We start from the raw sequence: 23,033 nt of genomic DNA, 5'->3' as shown, positions 1-23,033 counted from the left end.
TCCTCTTATATTAGTAGTAGACATACTCATTATTATTGTTTTTACAAAAGGATAAAATACAAATAGCCCAAATATAATAAATGCAGGTATTAAGTAGAAATATGGTTCCATTTCTCCTTTAGTTATTTTTCTTCTTTTTACTAATATAGCTTTATTAGGTTTTATATTATTTATTTCTAGATATTGCTCTGTCATTTTAATCCTCCTTAATTCCTCTTCCTCATATAGGTTACTTTACCTATATTAAGAAAATATTAGAGGCTAGTTAACTTATTTTAACAGCCCATTTGCTTTTGTTAAAATAAGTTAACTTTAATAATAAAAAAAATTGCCATATCAAAATTTTGATATAGCAATTTTTTTATTAATCTAATTTATTTAATTACATACTATTATAAATTTAATACCTTCAAAATATCTTTTGGCGTATTTAAATAATGATCGGCTTTTATACCATCAAGATCCGTCGCTCCCCATACAGCTAACCCAAAATCCATTCCTGCTGCCTTAGTAGATTTATAATCTGCAAAAGTATCTCCAACATACATTGCATCCTTAGGTTCTATATTTAATATTTCTATAGCCTTAAGTAATGGCTCTGGATGTGGCTTATGATTTTCTGTATCTTCTGCTAAAATTACGCTTTTCATATAACTTTGAAGACCTGTTTTCAAAAAATCTATTTCATATTGAGACTTCATTTTAGAGCTAGCTATCCCACAAAGTATTCCATTTTCATCTAACCCTTTTATAACCTCATCAAAACCTTCATATAGCTTTGCTCCATCTTCATATTCGTTAACATATTTAACCCATTTACTATAAGAAGCTTCAATATCTTTAAATCCTAGCATTTTTAATGTTGTCTTTCCTGCATAAGCTCTGTACTTTAGTAAATCTTCGTACTTAATATCAATTGATAGCTCTTCTTTAATTAATCTTTGTAATGGTATCATATTCATTTTTTCTGTATCTAACATAGTTCCATCTAAATCAAATATTATACATTTGTATTTTTTCATCTCTTCTTCTCCCGTAACTCCCCATTTATATTGACTTCATATAATATATTAAAAGTCTACGATAAAAGTATCCTACATAATGAAAATAATTTCAATAATAAAAATATATAATTAATTAAATTTTATTATTTATTCTATCTAATGATCTTCTTTGCACCATTGTATGTTGCCATAAAGTATCCTCCATAAACTATTACTAGCACTAATAATGTAATTAATATATACTTCATCATACTTCCATCACCAACTATAGAAACTACCCCTTGTGCAAATTTTAATCCAACTATAGAGTGAACTAACGCAATACTTAAAGGCATCATAAAGTATATTCCTATTTGAGTTAATAGTGATTTATTTATTATTTTTTCATCTACTCCAACCTTTTTTAATAATTCATATCTATACGTATTATCTGCTGATTCACATAGTTGTTGAAGTGCAAGTACTGCAGCTGATGTTATTAAAAATATAATTCCCATATATATAGCCAAATAAGACACCATAGCACCAAGACCTGCTGTTGTTGCTTCTACAGTTTCTTTATTTATATAATATACTTGATATCCATTTTTATCATTGTTACTTTTTATTATATCTTGCATACCTATTTCTGATAATGATTTATCGTCTTTATAATTTACATTTAAATAGGTATTAACAGTTGGTAATTCATTTACTAAATCATCATTAACCACAAATGTACATATATTACTTTTCATAGTTGAGTCATAGCTAGTTATATTAAGAACCTTAATATCTGCTGGAATTAATTCTTTTCCATTTATATTTATTTTAGTTTTATCATTTATTGATTCTTGAATAATTTTTTGCATATCACCTATATCTGTAAAAGCTAAATATTCATTTTCCTTTAATGATACTTGATCTTTTCCTAATAATCTTAATATATTATTAAAATCAGTAAGGCTAATTGCCATAATATCTGAATCAGTAAAAACAGGATAATAACTGCTTCCCTTTTCAATTCCATCTGAAGTTAAGAATTTGCTATAAGGAACCTTACTATCATAGTTTGTATATTGTGCATAATCAGCAAAACTATCTATACTACTCTTTCCTAAAGAATCAATTAAATTATCACCATTCAAATTCCATAATGTTGCATCAAATTGTGTTAAATCTGCTACATCCTTATTAAGTCCTCTACTAATTCCAAGCCCACTTGAAAATGTACATATTGCAACAAATAACATTAAACAAATAAATGACATTGAAATAAAAGTAGTGTTTATCTTACTATTAATTTGTCTTAAAATAAACATGTTTAAATCTTTTAAGTAAAATTTCTTATTACTTTGCATAACTTTAAGTAAAAATCCTGATAATGAAAAGAAAAATAATATTGTTCCTACTGATCCCAATAATACAGGAATTCCTATAGCTGATGGACTTATTATTGCTATTCCATTTTTTATAACTAAATAATATGCCGCACCTATCATTGCTACACTAATTAAAAATACTATAACTGAAACCCAAATATTCTTTACTTTTAACTTTTCATTTTTCTTTGCAGATGTTAGTAAGTCTATTAGCTTAACCTTTCTTATAGTAAATGAATTAAATATTAAAACTACTAAATATATTAATCCAAAACACATAACAGTCTTAACAAATGCTAATTTAGAAAACACAAATGTAAAGTTTACTAGCTTCACTTTAAATAATTTAGCTGTAAATATTGATAATCCTTGAGAAAGTATAGTTCCTATTCCTATTCCCACAGCTAAAGAAATTAAACCAATTAATATTGTTTCTACAAATATTATTCTTGAAAGTTGTTTATTTTCCATACCTAAAGTCATGTAAATACCAAATTCCTTTTTTCTTCTTTTTATTAAGTAATTATTAGCATAAACTATTAAAAACCCTAAAATAAAAGAAATAAATACTGATGCTACAGACATAAATACATCTATTATTTGAAATGCGCCAGCTTGAATTTCACTTAAATCCATCATTACTCTTTGAGATTCTATTGAATTAAAAGTATAAAAAATACAAATACCAAATACTAATGTTAAAAAATAAATTGTATAATCTTTAATACTCTTTTTTAAATTTTTGCTAGCTAACTTAAAATACATCTCTTTGGTCACCTCCAAGAAGAGTAACAACCTCAATTATCTTATTAAAGAAATCCTTTCTACTGTCATTTCCTCTAACTAACTCATTAAAAATCTTTCCATCCTTTATAAATAAAATTCTACTTGCATAACTAGCTGTAAATGCATCATGAGTTACCATCATAATAGTTGCATTAATTTCTGTATTTAAATGTTCTAAGCTTTCTAGAAGCATTTTAGCAGATTTAGAGTCTAAAGCACCTGTTGGTTCATCTGCTAATACTAATGATGGCTTTGTTATTATTGCTCTAGCACAAGCTACTCTTTGCTTTTGTCCTCCTGATACTTCATAAGGATATTTATTTAATATTTCCTCTATGCCTAATTTATTTGCTACATCTTTAACTCGTGTATCGATCTCCTTATGGTTAACTCTTGAGATAGTTAATGCCAATGCAATATTTTCATAACATGTTAATGTATCTAGAAGATTAAAATCTTGAAATATAAATCCAAGCTCTTCTCTTCTAAACTTTGCGATTTTTTTAGAATTTAATTTTGTAATATCGTTATTCCTTATATAAATATGTCCACTACTTACTCTATCTATTGTTGAAATACAATTTAATAATGTAGTTTTTCCACTACCTGAAGCTCCCATTACTCCAATGAATTCTCCCTCTTCCACTGTAAAACTAATATTATTAATTGCTTTTGTTATATTATTCTTACTTCCATAATATTTTTCTATATTACTTACCTTTAAAACTTCACTTTTCATACTTACCTCCAAATTTTAATTTATCTTTTATCTATCAATATATCCTTGCTATATCTTAATTCTACATTTACAACAACTCTCTATCCATAGAACTATATAACAGAAACCTTACATTTTTGTTATATTAATTGTATAATTATTATTAAAGGATAATAATTTTCTATTAAGAGGTGAAATATATGAAAAAACTATTTAACTTATCATTTTTCTATCTAATTTTAGGACTAGCATTAGGTATATTTTTTAGAGAATTCACTAAATTTAATGCTTTTACTGGCATTACAACATTAAGTGCAGCTCATACACATACTTTAGTTTTAGGATTTATTTTCTTCCTAATTCTAATTGTTTTAGAAAAAGTATTTAATATTTCAAATATTAAATACTTTATTGGTTGGCTTATAACTTATAACATTGGTCTACTATCTTTAATTTCTACTTTAGTTGTACGTGGAATATTAGAAGTACTAAATAAAGATTTTATAGGTCTTCCCCATATTGCAGGAACTGCACATGCTATCTTGGGCATATCTCTTATTTGGTTTATGATAATATTAAAAAAATCAATTTTTACTAAATAATTTTAAAAAAGAGTTAACCCATAACAACTAATAATTATTTGTTATGGGTTAATTACTCCTTAATCCTTATGCTTTTTTAAAATATTCTTCCCTTGAAATATTGTAGTATAGTTCATTAACTTTCTTATTATTTAATAATGGTAGTTCTCTATTCTTTTCAAATTTAAAATTAAATCCACATTTTTCAATTACTCTTCTAGATTTAGAATTAAAGTCAAAATGACCACACCACACTAAATCTAAATTTAATTCTTCAAAGCAAAATTTTATTAACTCTTTAACAGCTTCTGGAATATACTCATTGCCCCAATATTTAGGATTTAAAACATATCCAATTTCTCTTACATTATTTCCTTGCATATCTTTATCAATTTTCTTATAATGTAATCCAACTCCACCAATTACTTTATTTTCTTTTTTTAGAACTACTGCATACTCCTCATCTCCAGTTATAAACATATCAACTATTGCTTTACTATCTTCTATAGATTTATGTACAGGCCATCCTGCATTAGGCCCTACTCTATCATCACTAGCATAGTCATACATATCTAAATAATCATCTTTGCACCATTTTCTTAATATCAATCTTTTTGTTTCAATAATTTTCATAAACCTCTTCCCCCTTTAATATTAAAATTTCATCATATCATTTATAGGAAATAATATAGAAACTTCTGTACCATACTTTTCTTTTGATTTTATATTTATTCCTAGTCCTAATTTTTCACAAAGATTTTTACATAAATATAATCCAATACCAGTTGACTTTCCAAACCTTCTTCCATTTTCACCTGTATATCCCTTTTCAAAGGCTTTAACTACACATTTTTCATCCATTCCAATTCCATTATCACAAATTTTTAAAAGAATATCATTTCCTATAGTTTTACTACATATTTTTAAAATACTTTCCTTTTTATCCATGTATTTAATACTATTACTTATAATTTGTCCTAGAATAAATTCAATCCACTTACTATCACAATAAACTATTTTATCAATATCTTTTATATCAACCTTAATTTGTTTTTCTATTAAAACGTTAGCATTTTTTCTTATAACAGAATTAATGCATTGATTTAATTTAACCTCCTTAATTATATAATCCTTTTCTATATTACTGCTTCTAGCATAAAATAAAACCTGTTCTATATAATCTTCAACCTTTGTTATCTCCTCATTAATACTATTAGTAACTTCATTTTCATTATTTTCTATAAGTAACTTACAAGTTGCTATAGGAGTTTTTATTTCATGAACCCAAAGTTCAATATACTCCTTATAATCTTTACTATTTCTTATAGCTTCACTAATATCATCCTTCATTGATTTTGTTGCTTGTTCTATAATTTCATATAAAATCTTACCTTCTATAAACTCACTTTCTTCAGTAACATCAGCAATAAAATACTTTTTATCTAATGAATTTATTCTATCTAATAAAATTTTATAATATTTATTTTTATTAAAATAATCATAAATAAAAAAAGCTATTGCTGATAAAAAATTTAATATACATATTAAAATTATTCCATATGAAGATAGACCTAGTCCATTTAATAGATAACCTGTAATGATTAATACTAATATATTTATCATTATAAATATAGCCTTTTCTTTAAAGTATTCTATAAAGCTCATATTAAAATATATCCCTGTCCTCTCTTAGTTTGAAGATAATCCTTTGCTCCAATTTCCTCTAGCTTTTTTCTTAATCTATTAATATTAACAGTTAAGGTATTGTCATCAACAAATTCATCACTTTGCCATAATGCCTTCATTAACTCATTTCTTGATACAATCTTTTCTTTATTTCTAATTAACGTTGCTAAAATTCTACTTTCATTTTTAGTCAACTCTATTTTTTTATCATCAAACTCCATCTCACTAGTAGACATATTATATTTTAATCTTCTAAATTCAAAAACTTCTGATTCTACATTTTGATATGCTCTTCTTATTATTGATGAAATTCTAGCTAAAAGAATTTGAGTATTATAAGGCTTAGTAATAAAATCATCTGCACCTAAATTCATACTCATAAGTTCATCTATTTCACTATTTCTACTTGTTACAACTATTATGGGAACATTAGAAGCCTTTCTTATTTCTCTGCATATATAATAACCATCATAATATGGCAAATTTATATCTAGTAAAATAATATGTGGTTTTTCTTTTAAGGCAATTTCTACTATATTTTCAAAATCATCAGAATAACTAGTTTCATATCCATATCTATTTAAAAATGTGCTTAACTCTAATCTTATTTTTTCTTCGTCTTCTATAATAAAAATCTTTTTATTCATTTTATCTATCCTTTCTTTATTCTATTATATCCATAATTTTCATAAAAACAACTATGGTATATAGTTAGGTATTATCAGAAACTATTTTTATGGTAAAATATAATTTATGATAATATTAAATATAAAGTATATATAAATCTTACTTATTAACTAATGAATTTATATTTTAAAGGATGGTGTTTTATGAAAGCTCTTATTTTATATACAAACACTGGGGCTGGTCATGTATCGGCTGGAAAATCTATTTGTGATGCTCTAAAAAAGTTTAATGTTGATACTGTAGAAATAGATACTTTAGCATTTGCCGGTAAATCTACTTCTAAAAAAGTAGAAAATATTTATGTTAAAACAGTAAAAAAGAGCCCAAAATTCTTTGGCTTACTTTATAGAGCTGGTGAAAAAATTAGTAATCCTAAAATTAAATCTATAATATATATTTTAAACACTCTTTATTCTAAAAATATATATAACATAATAAAAAAAGAAAAACCGGATTTAATAATTTGTACACATATATTTTGCGCTCAAACCATTTCTTATCTTCAAAAAAATATAATTTTACTGCTATAACTGCTGCTATAATTACAGACTATACCTGTGCCCCATTTTGGGAAGAAACATGCTTAAATTATTATTTTATTCCTCATAAAGACTTAATTACTGAATTTGTTAAGAAAGGTTTGGATAAAAATAAAATTTTATCTTTTGGATTACCTGTTCATTCTAAATTTAAGTGTAACTATACAAAATCTGAATTAAAAAAAGAATTAAATCTTAATCCTAATATGAAGCATATTTTAATCATGGGTGGAAGTATGGGTGCCGGTAATCTTCTTGAAACTACTTTAGAATTATCTAATAAATTACTAAATGTTGAATTTACAGTTATTTGTGGTCATAACAATGATTTATTTGAAAAGTTAAAAAGAGAAGATTTAAGTAAAAATGTTAATTTATTATCCTTTAGTGATTCTATTGATAAGTTAATGAATGTTAGTGATATTTTAATTACTAAACCAGGCGGACTAACATCTACTGAAGCAATGGTAGAAAATTTGCCTATGATAATGATAAATCCAATTCCCGGTGTTGAATCTGCCAATTGCGAGTTTTTCAACATACATAAAATGGCTTTACCATCTAATTCTATTGATGAAACAATTACTATATGTAATTCATTACTTGATGATATAAAAATATCAAATGAAATAATTTCAGCTCAAAAGGAAAATGTTAATCCTAATGCAGCAGATGATATTGCTATGTTCTTAATAGAGAAATTAAATAAATAGGAGGATTCAGTTTTGTTTATTATTGATATTTTATTAATAATTATTTCATTTTTATCTGGATCTGTTATGTATTCATATATTATTCCAAAACTATTAAAAGGAATCGATATTACAAATGTTTCTGATGATAAAAACCCTGGTTCAGGAAATGTCATTAAATATTGTGGAGTTTTTCTTGGTTTATTATGCATAGCATTAGACTTATTTAAAGCTTTTATACCAGTTTTTATTTCAATTAAATATTTTCATGTAAATAACATAGCTCTAATTTTTATTTCTGTAGCTCCAATTCTTGGCCACGCGTACTCTCCATTTTTAAATTTCCATGGTGGAAAAGCAATCGCTTCAACCTTCGGTACTTTTTTGGCACTTTATCCTATAAGTAATGTGGCTTTAGGATTTGCACTTATTTTAATATTTTTTAAATTTATCTTAGTTATAGAGCCAAACTCAAGTGTTATGTTAGTTAGTTCATTATTTTTAGATATTTTAGTTATAACTTATAACCATAATATCCATATAAAAATAATAGTCTTAATAATTTCTATGATTTTAATTCATAAACATAAAATTAATAGAAATGAAGAAGATATAACTATTTCATTATTTAATAAATACTTCAAAAAAACATTATACAATTACCCTCAATATTAATAAATTGCGAACTAAAGCTTAAGTCTGCAATTTAAGCTTAATCCCCCTAGAGTTAACGACTTGTCATACAAATTTGTAGCAGGAATCATTAACTATAAGTCGGAGAATTAAGAAAAACAGTGAAGAGAAAAAATGAAATATTAATTTGGAGGGAAGCATTGAAATTAAGCTTTAGAATTTAATAATTGATGTAGTAAAATTTGTGTTAAGAAGTTTTTACTGTTTGAAGCTTTAGCAAGTTTAAAAACTTTAGCAAATTTTACGGAATCAATTATATAAATTCAAAGCGAAAATTTCACCGCTTACCGGAAAAGTAATATTCCATTTTTCATTCTCACTGTAGTTCGCAATTTATTTCAATTTATCTAAAGGATGATGGTGCAATTCCATAGTATTTTTTGAACAATTTACTAAAATGATATGCATCATTGTATCCAACCCTTTTTGCTACTACTTTAACTGGCAATGTATTATCTTTTAATAATTCTTCTGCTTTTGATAATCTTATTTTTATTAAATAATTTATTGGTGAATCCCCTATTTCTTCTTTAAATATCTTTGATATATATACAGGGCTTAAGTACATATTCTTAGATATCTTGTCCAAAGAAATATCATTCATATAATTATCATTCATATACGTAATTATTGATTTTACTATATTTTGCTTTTCATTTGATTCTAAAGAACAATTATATATATTCTCCTCTATTACCTCATTTTCACCTTCAAGCTCTCTACAAATTATTATTAATAGCTTCATTACTAAAGACTTAAGGACTAGCGGATATCCCATTCTCTTTAGTTTTTCTTCTTTAATAATTTCATCACAGCACTTAAAAAATTCATTTCCATAATTTTTAATTTTTAATATAGGTCCTAATCCTTTATTATCTATATAATTCTCTCTTATATCACTTAATTTAAAATTATTAATTCCTATATGTAATTGAGTGTATTTAGATGTTTCATTTGGTATTTCCATATGATACAATCCTGGATTAGATAATAATAGATCTCCCTTGTTTAAAATATACTCATTTCCATCAATATAATATTCAACTTTTCCAGATGTCACTATAGATAACTCTAAAAAATCATGACAATGATACTTAAAATCGTATTCTTTTTTTGTCCCATCAACTACTCCTTGAAATGCAAATAATAACTCTGGATTATAATTTTCTGTGCACAAACCATATTCAAACATAATTTTCTCCTTATACCATATAACTCCATATAATTATAACTTTATATAATAATATACATCAATAGTTTAAGATATCACATTTCATTTTTATCCTATAAATAATAATCTATATAAGGAAATTATATTAATTTATTTATGTGGAGGTAACTCAAATGGAAAGCTTAAAATGGATAATGGGCTATTTAAAAAAACACATACTAAAATATAGTATTTCTTTAATACTAGTATTAGTAACTTCATTACTAAGTATGATAAATCCATTCCTTGCTGGCGATATCGTAGACAAGGTATTGAATGGAAATCAAAAAAACATATTAATTCCAATTCTTATTGCTATGCTTGTTGTAGTTATAATAAAAGGATTAATAACCTATTTATATCAACTTATTTTCGAACAGGTTTCTCAAGATATTCTTCTTAAAATTAGAGAAGATTTATATGCAAAGTTATTAAAATTAGATTTCGATTATTACAATAATACAAAAACTGGTGATATCATGGCTAGAATGACAGGTGATACTGATTCTCTTCGTCACTTTATAGCTTGGGTAGTTTATAATATTCTATCAAATGTCAGTGTATTTATATTTGCAATTATATCAATGGCATATGTTAATTTACCATTAACACTATTTATGATATCAATCTGCCCTATAATTGCTATACTTACTGTAAAAATGGGAATAAAAATTTCTCCAACTTTTTATAACATAAGAGAAGCTTATTCTAGATTAAATTCTGTTACTCAAGAAAATATTAGTGGTAATAGAGTTGTTAAGGCATTTAGCCGTGAGGACTTTGAAATAAAGAAATTTGATAATGAAAATTTAAATTATAAAAACAGAAACTTAGATACTACAAATATTATAGGAAAATACATGCCTATACTTGAATTTCTATCAAGCTTTTTATCTATAATAATGATACTTGTTGGTGGAATATTAGTAATTAATAAATCTATGACCTTAGGTGATTTAGTAGTATTCAATGGATTAATTTGGGCATTAAATAATCCTATGAGAATGGCTGGATATTTAATAAATGATACTGAAAGATTTATTGCTTCTTCTATTAAAATAAGGGAACTTTTAAATACTGAATCATCTATTAAAGATCCTGAAGCTCCAATAAAGCCTGAAAGAATCCGTGGTGATATATTATTTGACAATGTTTCTTTCAGTTATGGTGATACTACTGCATTAAAGAATATTTCCTTTGAAGCTAAAAGAGGACAAACTATTGGAATTATAGGACCTACTGGCTCTGGAAAATCTAGCTTAGTTAACTTAATCTGCAGATTCTACGATGCTACTGAAGGAGAAATTTATATAGATAATATTCCAATTAAAGATTTAAACATAAAACACCTTAGATCTTCCATCGGTATGGCAATGCAAGATATATTCTTATTTTCAGACACAATCGAAGGAAACATTGCTTACGGTTGCCCTTCTGTATCATTAGAGCAAATTAAAGATATAGCTAAACTTTCAGAAGCCCATAACTTTATATCTGAAATGCCTGAAGGCTATGACACTATTGTTGGTGAACGCGGTGTAGGTTTATCTGGTGGACAAAGACAAAGAATTTCTTTAGCTAGAGCACTTATTACAAATCCTTCAATATTAATTTTAGATGATACAACATCTGCAGTTGATATGGAAACTGAATTTAAAATTCAACAAGAAGTAAATTTAAATAATCCAAATAGAACTAACTTTATAATAGCTCATAGAATATCTTCTGTTAAATCAGCTGATTTAATTTTAGTTCTTGAAAATGGACGAATCATTGAAAGTGGTACTCATGATTCATTAGTTAAAAATAAAGGTTATTATTATGAAGTTTATAAAACTCAATTTGGAGACTTTAATGTATCTAAGGAGGCGATTTAAATGGCTAGAAATAAATATGATATAGATGAAGAATTACAAGAAGGGTTTAACATTTCTCATCTTAAAAGACTTATAAGATATATGAAACCCTACAAAAATAAAGTTATACTTTCTGTAACTTTAATGATAATCTCAAGCTTTGTTTCTTTACTTGGACCATATTTAATAAAAATTGCATTAGATGATATTATTCCATCAGGAAACTTAGTAAATTTAACAATATTGTCAGTTATTTATGCTCTATCCCTTATATTGGTTAGTGCTTTTATGAAACAACGTATAATAACAATGGGTAAAGTTGGCCAAGATATTTTAGTTGATATGAGAAAGGACTTATTTGTTAATCTACAAACATTACCATTTAGTTACTACGATAGTAGACCTCACGGGAAAATATTAGTTAGAGTTGTAAACTATATAAATTCACTAAGTGATTTATTATCTAATGGTTTTGTTAATTTAATAGCTGATACTGTTACTTTAATAATTACCGTAATATTTATGTTTGTTTTAGATTATAGATTAGCTCTTGTTAGCTTACTAGGTTTACCTTTACTTATGACAGTTATAATGTCTATAAAAAAAGCTCAAAGAAGAGCTCATCAAAAACTTAGCTCAAAGCAATCAAATATGAATGCTTATGTTCATGAAAGTATAAATGGAATAAAAGTAACTCAATCCTTTTCTAGAGAAGAAGAAAATATGCGTATCTATAAAGATGTTTGTAAACAATATAGTGATGCATGGATGGACTCTGTTAAATTAAACTTTTTAGTCTGGCCATCTATTGATATTATTTCCGTTGCATCTGTTGCTCTAATTTACCTTTTTGGTATTTTAGTATTTGATTCTTCTATTAAAGTAGGAGTATTGGTTGCCTTTATAGGATATGTTTGGAGATTCTGGGCTCCTATAACTAATATCGGTAACTTCTATAATACTATTATTAATGCTATGGCCTATCTTGAAAGAATATTTGAAACAATGGATGAAAAACCTTTAATTCATGATAAGGTAGGTGCTACTATACTTCCCCCTATAGAAGGTCACGTAGAGTTTAAAGATGTAACATTTATGTATGAAGAAGATAATCCTATATTAAAAAATATAAATATTAATATACAAAGTGGAGAATCCATCGCTTTAGTTGGTCCTACTGGCGCTGGTAAAAGTACTATTGTAAGCTTAATAAGTAGATTCTATGACATAAATGAAGGACAAATTTTAATTGATGGTATTGATATACGTGACGTAACTCTAAAATCACTTAGAGAACAAATGGGAATAATGCTTCAGGATTCATTTATATTCTCTGGAACAATAATGGATAATATACGTTATGGTAATCTTGAAGCTACTGATGAGGAAGTAATTGCTGCTGCTAAAGTTGTTAGAGCTCATGATTTTATAATGGAGTTTGAAAATGGCTATTATACAGAAGTAAATGAAAGAGGCAGTCGTCTATCTGTTGGACAAAGACAACTTATATCCTTTGCTAGAGCCTTACTTGCAGATCCTAAAATACTAATTTTAGATGAAGCTACTTCTAGTATAGATACCCAAACTGAACTTCTTCTTCAAAAAGGTCTAGATGAACTTCTTAAGGGAAGAACTTCATTTATAATTGCACATAGATTATCAACTATTAAGAACTCTTCTAGAATTATGTATATAGATAATGGTAGTATTGTTGAATGCGGAACTCACGATGAATTAATGTCACTAAAAGGTCACTACTATAACCTTTACCAATCACAATACGCCCTACTAAATGCAGTATAACTAAATTGTTCATTATAGCTTAAGTGCCGTGATGACGAAAATTAATGATATTACCTCCAGGAATTAGTGTAATTTGCGTTAAGAATTTAATTACAATATTCCTTCCGATAATATCATTAATTTTTCTCTATCACTAGCTTTTAAGCTAAAGGATACAATTTCCTGCGTAACCACCTTAAGAGTTAACGACTTCTGCTATATTTTATATAATAAATTGTTAACTTCTAAGATATATATTTTTAAATAAACTAAGAATATTAATATACAAATTAACTATCTTATCAAAATAATATGTAGCACAAAACATTAACTATAAAGTGGCGTATTATAAGCAAACACATGTAAAAAGAAAAAAATGAAATATTTATTTGGAGGTATCATTGAAATTAAGCCGTAGAATTTAATAATTGATGGAGTAAAGTTGCGTAAAGAAGTTTTTACTGTTTGAGCGAATAGCGAGTTTAAAAACTTTAGCAAACTTTACGGAATCAATTATATAAATTCTAGGTGAAAATTTCACCTTTACCGTAAGATAAATATTCCATTTTTTCGCTTCCATTTGGTGCGCAATATTATTCAACGGAGTATTGTTTTTAGGCCGAAGTAGCCAAATGATATCAATACAGTGTTCCATATACTAATTCCTAAGGTTGAATATAATAAAAATCCACCAAAATCAAATCTTAACACTCCTGAAACTAAAGATATTAAAACTCTTGCTACAGGAATAAGTCTACATATAAAAACTGTTTTATTTCCATATTTATTTGAGTATTTAAATATTTTTTCTATATACTTTTTAGTTTTTTCTGATTTCTTATTAAACCAACCTAAAATTGGTGTTCCAAAATAATATCCTATTATGTAGAATACACAACTTCCAAATACAGCTGCTACTATTGATATTAATATTACTAAGAAAAGACTTCCTTTAGTTTCTGCCACAAAGGCTCCTATAGTAGGCATTACTACTGTGGCTGGAATACCTGGGCAATTTAGATTTTCTAAAAAAACTACAATAAATAAAAAAATTAATCCATAGCGAATAAAATAATTTAACATTAATTCAATTCCCATAAATATTACCCTCTTCTTTATAGTTTCTACTTTACAAATTTCACTTTATAATATGTTAATATATGTCAATATATACTATTTTATTATTACGTACCCATAATATACTTATGTTTATGAATTCTTAATTTTATGTTACATTTGTTATTTTTTTCTTAATTATTTCATGTTATCGATTTCACCTCCTTGGAATATGAGGTTAATAGTTGTATAATAATTTATGATTTAATAGTAGTTTAATTTTTGTTTAAAAAATATTTAATGCAGAAATAATCAATCATAGGGGGATTTATTATGAAACTTTCTTTTAAGGAGCAGTCAACTCGCTCATTTTTGAAATTTTTATTGGCTCCATTAATTATTAACTTTATTATTGAACTTTGTAGTAGAAGAAATCTAAGTGATACTTTCAAGTATATATTGGGATCTCCACTAGTATTTTTATATAATTCATTAATTATATTAGCTACACTATCTATTGTATTATTATTTAAAAGAAGAACATTTTTCTTCACTTTAATAACTACTATATGGATAGGTTTCGGTATAACTAATGGAATAATACTAAGTAATAGGGTAACCCCTTTTACAGCTACTGATTTAACACTTGCTGATTTAGGGCTTGGTATAATATCTAAATATTTATCTCCAACTGTTACTAATATTATAGCAGGTCTTTTAATTCTTGTAGTTCTTGGAATTATATTATTATTCTTTAAAGGACCTAAATATAAAGGAAAACTTAATTATAAGAAAAATATATTAATTGTTACATCTGTATGGGCTTTTCTTTTCCTTTCAACAAAGGTTGCTTTAGGTTTAAATGTAATTGCTTCCTACTTTGGTAATATTGCATTTGCTTATGAAGATTATGGATTCCCTTATTGCTTCTCTAATACATTATTAAATACAGGTATTGATAAACCAAAAGATTATTCTAAGGAAAAAATTGCTTCCATTTCTGATTTAATTACATCAAATAATGCAAGCACTGAGATTGGCAGTAATAATATTTTACTAGCTAGTGCAGAAGGTGGGTTAAATCAAGAATCAGACACAGATAAACCAAATATAGTAATGGTTCAATTAGAGTCATTCTTTGATCCAACATTAGTTAAGTATTTACAATTTTCTCAAGACCCAGTACCTAATTTTAGAAGACTTATGGAAAACTATTCTTCTGGATATTTAACAGTTCCATCTGTTGGTGCTGGTACTGCAAATACAGAATTCGAAGTACTAAGTGGTATGAGCTTACAGTTCTTTGGTCCTGGAGAATATCCATATAAGACTATTCTTCAAGAAAGTACTGCTGAAAGTGTAAGTTATGATTTAAAAGAGTTAGGTTATTCAACTCATGCTATTCATAATAACAAAGGGACTTTCTATGGTAGAAACTTTGTATTTTCACAATTAGGATTTGATACATTCACATCTTTAGAATATATGAATGTTGAAGAATATACTCCAAAGGATTGGGCAAAAGATTTTTATCTTACAGATGAAATACTTAAGTGTTTAAACTCTACTGATAGTTCAGATTTTGTATATACTATTTCTGTACAAGCTCATGGTGACTATCCAAAAGAACAAATACTAGAGAATCCTACAATTGAAGTTAGTGGATTACCAGATGAAGAAACTACTAATGCTTTCACATATTATATAAATCAATTATATGAAGTTGACCAATTTGTTGGAGAGTTAGTAGAGGCACTTTCTAATATTGATGAAGATACTGTTTTGGTCTTATTCGGAGATCACTTACCAACATTAGGTTTTAAAGATGAAGATTTAGTTAATAACTCTATTTTCCAAACTGAATATGTTGTTTGGAGCAATTTTGATATGCCTAAAGTTGATCAAGATTTAACTGCATATCAATTAACATCATCTGTATTAAACAATTTAAATATAGATAATGGTGTTTTAACAAAATTCCATAATCAATTTAAAAATACAAATGACTATTTAGCTGATTTAAAATTATTACAATATGATATGTTATATGGTGAAAAGTACATCTATGGCGGTACTAATCCATTTATAGCAACTGACCTAAAAATGGGAACTTATGATATTTCTATAACAGATGTTTATGAAGAAATTGCTATACCAGAAGATAATACTATAAATGAGGAAGTTGCCACAACTGAAGGAACTGAAGCTTTAGGGTCTACTGAAAACCTAGAGGAAGATTCTGCTTCGGAAGTTACTGAAATAGATGAAGAAATAGATGAATCAAACGTTAAGAAAAATCTTATTGTAAAAGGTGAAAACTTTAATGAATTCAGTAAAATTTATATAAATGGTAAATATACTAAGACTGTATTTATCGACTCTAATACACTAATGATTAATAATAGCAATATAGAGCCTAACTCTTCAATAGTAGTTACTCAACGTACTACTGGTGGTGGAAAATTAAGCTCTACGAACGAATTTATTTACCCATGTGTAATCGAAGAACAAGTTAATAATAAAAGTTAATAATTAAGCTTATAGCTATAAAAAATAGATAGGATAATTCCTATCTATTTTTTTATTAATGATATGATGTTAACTCTTTTAATTTTTCTAGCTCTCTAGAAGTAAGCTTTCTCCATTGTCCATATTCTATATCATCTATTTTTATATTCATTATTCTAATTCTTTCTAATTTTATTACAGTATATCCGAAAGCTTTAGTCATTCTTCTTATTTGCTTGTTAAGACCTTGAGTTAAAACTATATTAAAAGTATCATCGCTTATTTTAGAAACCTTACATTTTCGCGTTATAGCATCTCCTATATCTACTCCACTTGCCATTTTATTAATAAAATCATCATTTATTATTTTATCAACAGTTACTATGTATTCTTTTTCGTGTAAATTATCAGCTTCTAATATTTTATTTGATAGAACTCCATCATTTGTCATTATTATTAATCCCTGTGATTCCTTATCTAATCTTCCTACTGGAAATATATATTGGTCATAATTCATATAGTCTATTATATTATTCTTAACATTCTCTGCCGCTGTACAGGTTATACCTACCGGCTTATTTAAAGCTATATATATTTTTTCTTTTGCTTGTACTCTTTCTCCATCTAATAATATATCATCATATTCTTCCACCCATTGTCCTGGTTCACATAAAACACCATTTACAATAACTCTCTTTTCTTCGATTAATCTATTAGTTTCCTTTCTAGAACAAATTCCTAAATTACTAAAATATTTGTTTATTCTCATATAAAAACTTTGTCCTTCCGTTATTAAAATTAAAATTATTATTAACACGCTCTAAAATAATAACTATTATACTTCTAAACACTTACAAATTACAATAAAAAGCCGAATAATAATAATCCGACTTTTAATTTTACTTACAGTTATTTAATTATTATATGGTTCTGTATGAATATTTATCTCCTTAATATAGCCTAAATTAGAAATTATTATTTTTTCCAAATTGTCTGCAATATCATGTGCCTCTTCTAAAGTTTTCTTATTATCAATCAAAATACTCATATCAATATAAGCAACTGAACCATACTTTCTAGATTTAAAATCCTTTATGCCATATATCTCATCATCTTTATCTACTAGAGATTCAATTTCACAAATATCTTGCTTGCTAATAGAGCTATCCATTAATTCATTACAAGCTGATTTTAATATATTAGCTCCAACTTTTACAACAACTATAGCTACTATAATTGATGCTATTGGATCTAATATTTTAAATCCAAGCATTGCACCACCAATTCCAACAAATGCTGCTATAGATGAAAGTGCATCTGATCTATGATGCCATGCATCAGCTTTCAATGATGATGAATTAATTCTTTTAGCTACTCTAATTGTAATTTGATATTGATACTCCTTAACTCCTATGGAAATTAGAGCTACAATCAATGGTAAAGCATTAGGTATTAATATATCATTTATATTAAATAACTCCTTAACACCATCATATCCTATTTTTAGAGCTACAATTATAAGTACAGCAGCTAAAATAAATGAAACTAAACTCTCAGCCTTTTCATGACCATATTGATGTTCATCATCCCTTGGCTTTCTTGAAATTTTATTTCCTATAAGAATTCCAATTGAAGTTATTATATCTGAAGCCGAATGTAATCCATCAGCAATTATAGCCGTAGAATTTCCCAAAATACCTGCTAATATTTTTAGTATGGTTAATCCTATATTAAGTAAAATTGTTATTAATGTTACCTTATTAGACTCATCATACCTATTTTTCACAATATTCCTCCTATTATCATTTGATAATTTTATTATATGTTAATAATTAATATTTGTACTTACTATAAATAATTTTCACTAATATCATTTGATAATGATTTTAATTAACAAAAAGAAAAAATAAGTAGATTATTTTCGAATTTTGCCTATTTACCTTATATAAGCTAACCCATATTAATATCTACTTATTCCTTTTAATTTATAATATCACTTTAGTTTTATTACTCTAATATACAAACTCTAGGTTTTCTTTTTCATTAAAGAAATCAGAGTAATCTACATTAAATAATGGCTTTTTAACTTTTCTTATATCAATATTTTCTTTTATAAGCTGTGTTAATACTCCAACATAAGATAAGTCACCTTGAACTATAGCCCCATATATTATTCCATCCTTATGAATTATCTTTTTATAGTCTTTTCCCTTTACTTGTATTTCTTCTTTATAACTATCATCCGGTTTATTTACTAGGCCTAGAGACATTGTAGCCACTCCACAGAAGTTCATAGTATTTTTACTTCCAAAGAAGTCATTCATATATATTTCCTTGCCTAGCATATTATTGGCTGCAATAATTCCTTCCTTAACAGCTGTTGGCCATATTGGATTTCTTCCTGTTATATCACCAGCCCCATAAACATCCTTTACATTAGTTTCACCTTTTGTGTTAATTATAAGCCCGAATTTATCACACTCTACTCCACTATCATTTAAAAATCCTATATTTGCTCTAACACCTGTACATGCAATTATTAATTCACAAGGCACTTCTTCCTCAGTATTTAACTTTATTGAAACGGGATTATTATTCTCATCTACTACAACCTTTTCTGCTCTTACTCCGAACTTAAAGTTTACTCCTTCTTCTTTTAATCTTTCTTGGTACACTTCTGCTGCATAATTGTCTAGTTGAAGTGGTAATATTCTATCTCCCATTTCAATTAATGTTATATTTACATCATAATCTAAAAGCCCTGCTAAAGCATCTACACCAACTAATCCTGCACCTAAAATAGCAACATTTTTAACCTTTTTAGCCTCTTCCTTAATTTTAATAGCATCATCTAAGTTTCTAAGTCCTATTACATTATTAGCAGTTCTTAAGTTTTCTATTGGTGGTAAAAATGATGATGATCCTGCTGCCAACAGAACCTTATCATAGCTTAAATCCTCATTATTTGATAATTTTAGTTTTTTCTCTTTAACATCTATTCCTATTACTTCTACTCCTTTTATCCACTTTATATTGTACATTTCAAAAAAGTTCTTTGGAGTAAAGTCTAAAGCTTCAATTTCTCTTCTTCCATCTAAAAAATGATGAAGTATACATCTTGAATAAACATATTCATCTTTTGATACTAATATTATCTCTATATTTTTATCATTTTCACGTAGCGTTTTAGCTGCATTAATTCCAGATGCAGATGCTCCTACTATAACATATGCCATTATTCATCTACCTCCTCTAAAGTTAATGCATTCATTGGACATTTATCTACACATTGAGGAAAGTTTTGTTCTGTTGATATACACATATCACATTTCATTACTTCTCTATTAGTTTGATAATCCATCTTTAAAACTCCATAAGGGCATGCCATTATACACATAAAACAACTTGCACATCTGCTTTTATCATAAATTACATACTTACTCTCATCATCTTTTCTCATAGCTCCAGTTGGACATGCATAAACACATTCTGGTCTAGTACAATGCCTACAATAAATTGGTGCATATCTTCCCTCGCTATTTATAACTATCCTTCCTCTTGTATCTCTTGATCCATGAGATACCTTACATGCAGTAGTACATGTTAAACAACCAATACATTTTTTTCTATCTATTTTTATTCTCTTCATAGCTATCTCCTAATCTATTTTTTCTATTTTTACTGGTACATATTTAAAGTTAGGTTCCTTTGAATATGTATCAAATATAGATGGTAATAGTGAATTTGCTTCTATATAATGCATTGGAGCATAAATTTGATCTTTTTTAACAGTTCTACTTAGTTTAACAAGAAAATTATTACTTACACCATTGGGTGATGTTATTTTAATTGTTTCATTATCCTTGATTCCTAATTCATCAGCTAAATCAGTATTTATATTTACATACCCTTCATGAGGAACTATAGAAAAAACATCAGGTATCTCTCTAGTTCTTGTTTGTGTATGCCATTGACCAACAGTACCTCTTCCAGTATTAAATAAATATGGATATTCCTCTGATTGTTCATAAGGAACTGGTGCTACATCTTCATAGATAAATTTAGCCTTACCACTTGGTGTATAGTACTTATTATCTTCAAATAGCCTTCTTTCATCTTCCTTTAATTCTTCACCAGCTCTAAATGGCCATTGTACTCCCCTTGAGTCCTTTAACATATCATAATTTACACCGGTAATATCACAAGGCATTCCTTTAGTACATGCTTTTAATGTTTCAAATGCATCTCTTGGTGTTTTCCATTTATCTAATAATTTACCCATTCCTAAAGCTTTACCTATGCCTAACATAATATCATAATCCGTTAATTCATTTTCCTTCTTCTCTAATACTGGATTAAGTTTTGATAGCCTTCTTTCTGTATTTATTAATACACCTTCTTTCTTTAAGCCATTAGCTGAAGGTAATAATAAATCACAATATCTAGCAGTTTCAGTATCAGAATAAATATCTTCTACAACTAAAAACTCTAATTTTTCAGCTGCTTTTTTAAACTCTAAATTATTTATCCAAGAAACTATAGGGTTAGTTGCTACTACCCATAAAGCTTTTATCTCACCTGAATTTATTTTTTCTATTATAACATTGTATGGTAAGGTAGGTTTCTTAGGTAGCATCTCAGGATCTATATCTAAAGCCTCTGCTACGACTTTTCTTCTTGCCTCATTATCATACTCTCCTCCACCATAAAGCCCTGTAGTATTACTGAAAAGTCTAGAACCCATAGCATTACATTGACCAGTTATAGAATTAGGTCCTGTTCCAACTCTTCCTATGTTTCCTGTCATTAAAGCTATATTTATAATTGCTTGTGCTGTTCTTACAGCTTGATAGCTTTGATTTATCCCCATAGTCCACCACAATGATACTTTTTTTCCATTATGTATTATTTCAGCTAGCTCTAAGACTCTAACCTTGGATATACCTGTTTTTTCTTCAACATCTTCTAGAGTATATTTTTTTACATGTTCTTTAAAGCCTTCAAAATCCTCTGTATACTTCTCAATATAATTATTATCAATCCAGCCCTTTTCAATAAGAACATTTGCTAATGTATATAGAAGTGTTAAATCTGATTTTGGTTTTATATCTATCCACATATCACAATTAGTTACTGTTTCTGTTCTTCTTGGATCTATAGCAATCTTTATACAATCTTTATTATTCTTAGTCTTTCCCCAAAGAATTGGATGTGCGACTACAGGATTACATCCAATAAATATAATTACATCTGAATGTTCTAAATCATTAAAAGTGTATGGTGGAGCATCAAATCCAAAGCTTTGCTTATAAGAAACTACTGATGTAGCCATACAAAGTCTTGTATTTCCATCTCCATTTCCACCTAAAAATGTTCTTCCTATATGTCCTGCTAATGCCATTTCTTCTGTAGCTAATTGACCTGTACTTAAAAATGCAAAACTTTCTTTACCATATTTCTCTTGTATTTCAGTTACCCTCTTAGCAAATAGATCAAATGCCTCTTGCCATTGAATTTGCTTTAATTCTCCATTTTTATCCCTTACAAGTGGTAATACTGGATTTTCATGTTCAGTATTTTGCTTATCTAAATTTAATCCCTTTACACAACAAAATCCCTTATTAACTGGATAATCAACAGTAGGTACTACTCTCTTAATAAAACCATTGTCTTCAACATGAAAATCTAAATTACATGCTATAGAACAATAATTACAAGTAGATCTTATAACCTTCAATGAAATCACTCCTTATCTAACTAATTTTAATTTTCCTAAATCTCTTACAATTTTATTAATCATTAACTCTTTATGTAATTTAACTTATATATAATATCATTTTACTTTCTTATATAATGTAATCCATCCTAATTTAC

General features: G+C 27.0%; 19 protein-coding genes and 2 pseudogenes. 7 read left to right on the top strand and 14 right to left on the bottom strand.

The features are described from left to right. The 4 genes and pseudogenes from Q0G30_RS09640 to Q0G30_RS09625 all read right to left on the bottom strand — a co-directional run. Positions 1 to 195 (bottom strand): annotated as a pseudogene (locus Q0G30_RS09640) (hypothetical protein); the annotation flags it as partial. 197 nt (positions 196 to 392) lie between these two features. Next, the gene (locus tag Q0G30_RS09635) at positions 393 to 1,022 is read right to left on the bottom strand and encodes an HAD-IA family hydrolase (protein ID WP_221700831.1); all 630 of its coding nucleotides are present in this window, start codon (positions 1,020 to 1,022) and stop codon (positions 393 to 395) included. Positions 1,023 to 1,156: 134 nt separating this feature from the next. Continuing rightward, on the bottom strand, positions 1,157 to 3,130 hold the full coding sequence (locus Q0G30_RS09630; protein WP_221700830.1) for an ABC transporter permease: 1,974 nt from the start codon (positions 3,128 to 3,130) through the stop codon (positions 1,157 to 1,159). Beyond that, a complete protein-coding gene (locus Q0G30_RS09625) occupies positions 3,120 to 3,890 on the bottom strand; it encodes an ABC transporter ATP-binding protein (RefSeq protein WP_221700829.1) in 771 nt (256 codons plus the stop codon). The genes Q0G30_RS09630 and Q0G30_RS09625 overlap by 11 nt, the downstream gene beginning before the upstream one ends. Positions 3,891 to 4,069: 179 nt before the next feature. Here Q0G30_RS09625 and Q0G30_RS09620 point away from each other — a divergent pair, with 179 nt between their 5' ends. Further along, a complete protein-coding gene (locus tag Q0G30_RS09620; protein WP_221700828.1) occupies positions 4,070 to 4,471 on the top strand; it encodes a DUF2871 domain-containing protein in 402 nt (133 codons plus the stop codon). A 66-nt stretch (positions 4,472 to 4,537) separates the two neighbouring features. On the opposite strand, the gene Q0G30_RS09615 is transcribed toward Q0G30_RS09620, so the two are convergent. Genes Q0G30_RS09615 through Q0G30_RS09605 form a run of 3 tightly spaced genes read right to left on the bottom strand, consistent with a single transcriptional unit; the run spans position 4,538 to position 6,783 of the window. Continuing rightward, entirely contained in the window at positions 4,538 to 5,083 is a 546-nt protein-coding gene (locus Q0G30_RS09615; protein WP_221700827.1) for a GNAT family N-acetyltransferase, read from the bottom strand. A gap of 21 nt (positions 5,084 to 5,104) precedes the next feature. After that, the gene (locus tag Q0G30_RS09610) at positions 5,105 to 6,115 is read right to left on the bottom strand and encodes a sensor histidine kinase (RefSeq protein ID WP_221700826.1); all 1,011 of its coding nucleotides are present in this window, start codon (positions 6,113 to 6,115) and stop codon (positions 5,105 to 5,107) included. Then, positions 6,112 to 6,783 carry a response regulator transcription factor gene (locus Q0G30_RS09605; protein ID WP_221700825.1) on the bottom strand — a complete coding sequence of 224 codons (672 nt, stop codon included), beginning with the start codon at positions 6,781 to 6,783 and terminating at the stop codon, positions 6,112 to 6,114. The genes Q0G30_RS09610 and Q0G30_RS09605 overlap by 4 nt, the downstream gene beginning before the upstream one ends. Before the next feature lie 153 nt (positions 6,784 to 6,936). Between Q0G30_RS09605 and Q0G30_RS09600 the strand changes: the two are divergent. From Q0G30_RS09600 to Q0G30_RS09590, 3 genes and pseudogenes are all read left to right on the top strand, one after another. Continuing rightward, positions 6,937 to 7,442, top strand: a pseudogene (locus Q0G30_RS09600) (galactosyldiacylglycerol synthase); the annotation flags it as partial. 126 nt (positions 7,443 to 7,568) lie between these two features. Then, complete coding sequence (locus Q0G30_RS14410; RefSeq protein WP_366013816.1) at positions 7,569 to 8,075, top strand: glycosyltransferase; 507 nt, start codon at positions 7,569 to 7,571, stop codon at positions 8,073 to 8,075. A 12-nt stretch (positions 8,076 to 8,087) separates the two neighbouring features. Next, positions 8,088 to 8,729 carry a glycerol-3-phosphate acyltransferase gene (locus Q0G30_RS09590; protein ID WP_294389239.1) on the top strand — a complete coding sequence of 214 codons (642 nt, stop codon included), beginning with the start codon at positions 8,088 to 8,090 and terminating at the stop codon, positions 8,727 to 8,729. Between the two features lie 361 nt (positions 8,730 to 9,090). On the opposite strand, the gene Q0G30_RS09585 is transcribed toward Q0G30_RS09590, so the two are convergent. Beyond that, on the bottom strand, positions 9,091 to 9,939 hold the full coding sequence (locus tag Q0G30_RS09585) for an AraC family transcriptional regulator (protein WP_221700823.1): 849 nt from the start codon (positions 9,937 to 9,939) through the stop codon (positions 9,091 to 9,093). 152 nt (positions 9,940 to 10,091) lie between these two features. Between Q0G30_RS09585 and Q0G30_RS09580 the strand changes: the two genes are divergently transcribed. Together Q0G30_RS09580 and Q0G30_RS09575 are read left to right on the top strand one after the other, a co-directional pair. Further along, positions 10,092 to 11,834 carry an ABC transporter ATP-binding protein gene (locus Q0G30_RS09580; RefSeq protein WP_294389237.1) on the top strand — a complete coding sequence of 581 codons (1,743 nt, stop codon included), beginning with the start codon at positions 10,092 to 10,094 and terminating at the stop codon, positions 11,832 to 11,834. Further along, positions 11,835 to 13,616, top strand: a complete 1,782-nt coding sequence (locus tag Q0G30_RS09575) for an ABC transporter ATP-binding protein (protein ID WP_294129198.1) — start codon at positions 11,835 to 11,837, stop codon at positions 13,614 to 13,616. It begins immediately after the preceding gene. A 576-nt stretch (positions 13,617 to 14,192) separates the two neighbouring features. On the opposite strand, the gene Q0G30_RS09570 is transcribed toward Q0G30_RS09575, so the two are convergent. Next, on the bottom strand, positions 14,193 to 14,693 hold the full coding sequence (locus tag Q0G30_RS09570; protein WP_294389235.1) for a DedA family protein: 501 nt from the start codon (positions 14,691 to 14,693) through the stop codon (positions 14,193 to 14,195). 291 nt (positions 14,694 to 14,984) lie between these two features. On the opposite strand from Q0G30_RS09570, the gene Q0G30_RS09565 reads away from it, so the two are divergent. Continuing rightward, the gene (locus tag Q0G30_RS09565; RefSeq protein WP_294389233.1) at positions 14,985 to 17,180 is read left to right on the top strand and encodes an LTA synthase family protein; all 2,196 of its coding nucleotides are present in this window, start codon (positions 14,985 to 14,987) and stop codon (positions 17,178 to 17,180) included. 55 nt (positions 17,181 to 17,235) lie between these two features. On the opposite strand, the gene Q0G30_RS09560 is transcribed toward Q0G30_RS09565, so the two are convergent. From Q0G30_RS09560 to Q0G30_RS09540, 5 genes are all read right to left on the bottom strand, one after another. Further along, positions 17,236 to 17,928 carry a pseudouridine synthase gene (locus Q0G30_RS09560; RefSeq protein ID WP_294389230.1) on the bottom strand — a complete coding sequence of 231 codons (693 nt, stop codon included), beginning with the start codon at positions 17,926 to 17,928 and terminating at the stop codon, positions 17,236 to 17,238. 144 nt (positions 17,929 to 18,072) lie between these two features. Further along, positions 18,073 to 18,945, bottom strand: a complete 873-nt coding sequence (locus Q0G30_RS09555; RefSeq protein WP_294389228.1) for a cation diffusion facilitator family transporter — start codon at positions 18,943 to 18,945, stop codon at positions 18,073 to 18,075. A 226-nt stretch (positions 18,946 to 19,171) separates the two neighbouring features. After that, complete coding sequence (locus tag Q0G30_RS09550) at positions 19,172 to 20,395, bottom strand: FAD-dependent oxidoreductase (protein WP_294389226.1); 1,224 nt, start codon at positions 20,393 to 20,395, stop codon at positions 19,172 to 19,174. Beyond that, positions 20,395 to 20,808 (bottom strand): 4Fe-4S dicluster domain-containing protein, encoded by a 414-nt coding sequence (locus tag Q0G30_RS09545; protein ID WP_294389224.1) that lies wholly within the window; start codon positions 20,806 to 20,808, stop codon positions 20,395 to 20,397. The genes Q0G30_RS09550 and Q0G30_RS09545 overlap by 1 nt, the downstream gene beginning before the upstream one ends. 9 nt (positions 20,809 to 20,817) lie before the next feature. Continuing rightward, positions 20,818 to 22,896, bottom strand: coding sequence for a molybdopterin oxidoreductase family protein (locus Q0G30_RS09540; RefSeq protein ID WP_294389222.1), 2,079 nt, complete (start codon positions 22,894 to 22,896; stop codon positions 20,818 to 20,820). Positions 22,897 to 23,033 lie beyond the last annotated feature (137 nt).

The organism is uncultured Clostridium sp. (assembly GCF_934754925.1).
Lineage (GTDB): Bacteria > Bacillota > Clostridia > Clostridiales > Clostridiaceae > Clostridium.
Note: the sequence above shows the minus strand (reverse complement) of the source record. Positions and strands in the feature narration are given on the sequence as shown.

Excerpts from the sequence above, each read along its gene's own strand:
- Q0G30_RS09635 (WP_221700831.1), bottom strand. The coding sequence starts at position 1,022 with ATGAAAAAATACAAATGTATAATATTTGATTTAGATGGAACTATGTTA.
- Q0G30_RS09630 (WP_221700830.1), bottom strand. The coding sequence starts at position 3,130 with ATGTATTTTAAGTTAGCTAGCAAAAATTTAAAAAAGAGTATTAAAGAT.
- Q0G30_RS09625 (WP_221700829.1), bottom strand. The coding sequence starts at position 3,890 with ATGAAAAGTGAAGTTTTAAAGGTAAGTAATATAGAAAAATATTATGGA.
- Q0G30_RS09620 (WP_221700828.1), top strand. The coding sequence starts at position 4,070 with ATGAAAAAACTATTTAACTTATCATTTTTCTATCTAATTTTAGGACTA.
- Q0G30_RS09615 (WP_221700827.1), bottom strand. The coding sequence starts at position 5,083 with ATGAAAATTATTGAAACAAAAAGATTGATATTAAGAAAATGGTGCAAA.
- Q0G30_RS09610 (WP_221700826.1), bottom strand. The coding sequence starts at position 6,115 with ATGAGCTTTATAGAATACTTTAAAGAAAAGGCTATATTTATAATGATA.
- Q0G30_RS09605 (WP_221700825.1), bottom strand. The coding sequence starts at position 6,783 with ATGAATAAAAAGATTTTTATTATAGAAGACGAAGAAAAAATAAGATTA.
- Q0G30_RS14410 (WP_366013816.1), top strand. The coding sequence starts at position 7,569 with ATGAAGCATATTTTAATCATGGGTGGAAGTATGGGTGCCGGTAATCTT.
- Q0G30_RS09585 (WP_221700823.1), bottom strand. The coding sequence starts at position 9,939 with ATGTTTGAATATGGTTTGTGCACAGAAAATTATAATCCAGAGTTATTA.
- Q0G30_RS09580 (WP_294389237.1), top strand. The coding sequence starts at position 10,092 with ATGGAAAGCTTAAAATGGATAATGGGCTATTTAAAAAAACACATACTA.
- Q0G30_RS09575 (WP_294129198.1), top strand. The coding sequence starts at position 11,835 with ATGGCTAGAAATAAATATGATATAGATGAAGAATTACAAGAAGGGTTT.
- Q0G30_RS09570 (WP_294389235.1), bottom strand. The coding sequence starts at position 14,693 with ATGGGAATTGAATTAATGTTAAATTATTTTATTCGCTATGGATTAATT.
- Q0G30_RS09565 (WP_294389233.1), top strand. The coding sequence starts at position 14,985 with ATGAAACTTTCTTTTAAGGAGCAGTCAACTCGCTCATTTTTGAAATTT.
- Q0G30_RS09560 (WP_294389230.1), bottom strand. The coding sequence starts at position 17,928 with ATGAGAATAAACAAATATTTTAGTAATTTAGGAATTTGTTCTAGAAAG.
- Q0G30_RS09550 (WP_294389226.1), bottom strand. The coding sequence starts at position 20,395 with ATGGCATATGTTATAGTAGGAGCATCTGCATCTGGAATTAATGCAGCT.
- Q0G30_RS09545 (WP_294389224.1), bottom strand. The coding sequence starts at position 20,808 with ATGAAGAGAATAAAAATAGATAGAAAAAAATGTATTGGTTGTTTAACA.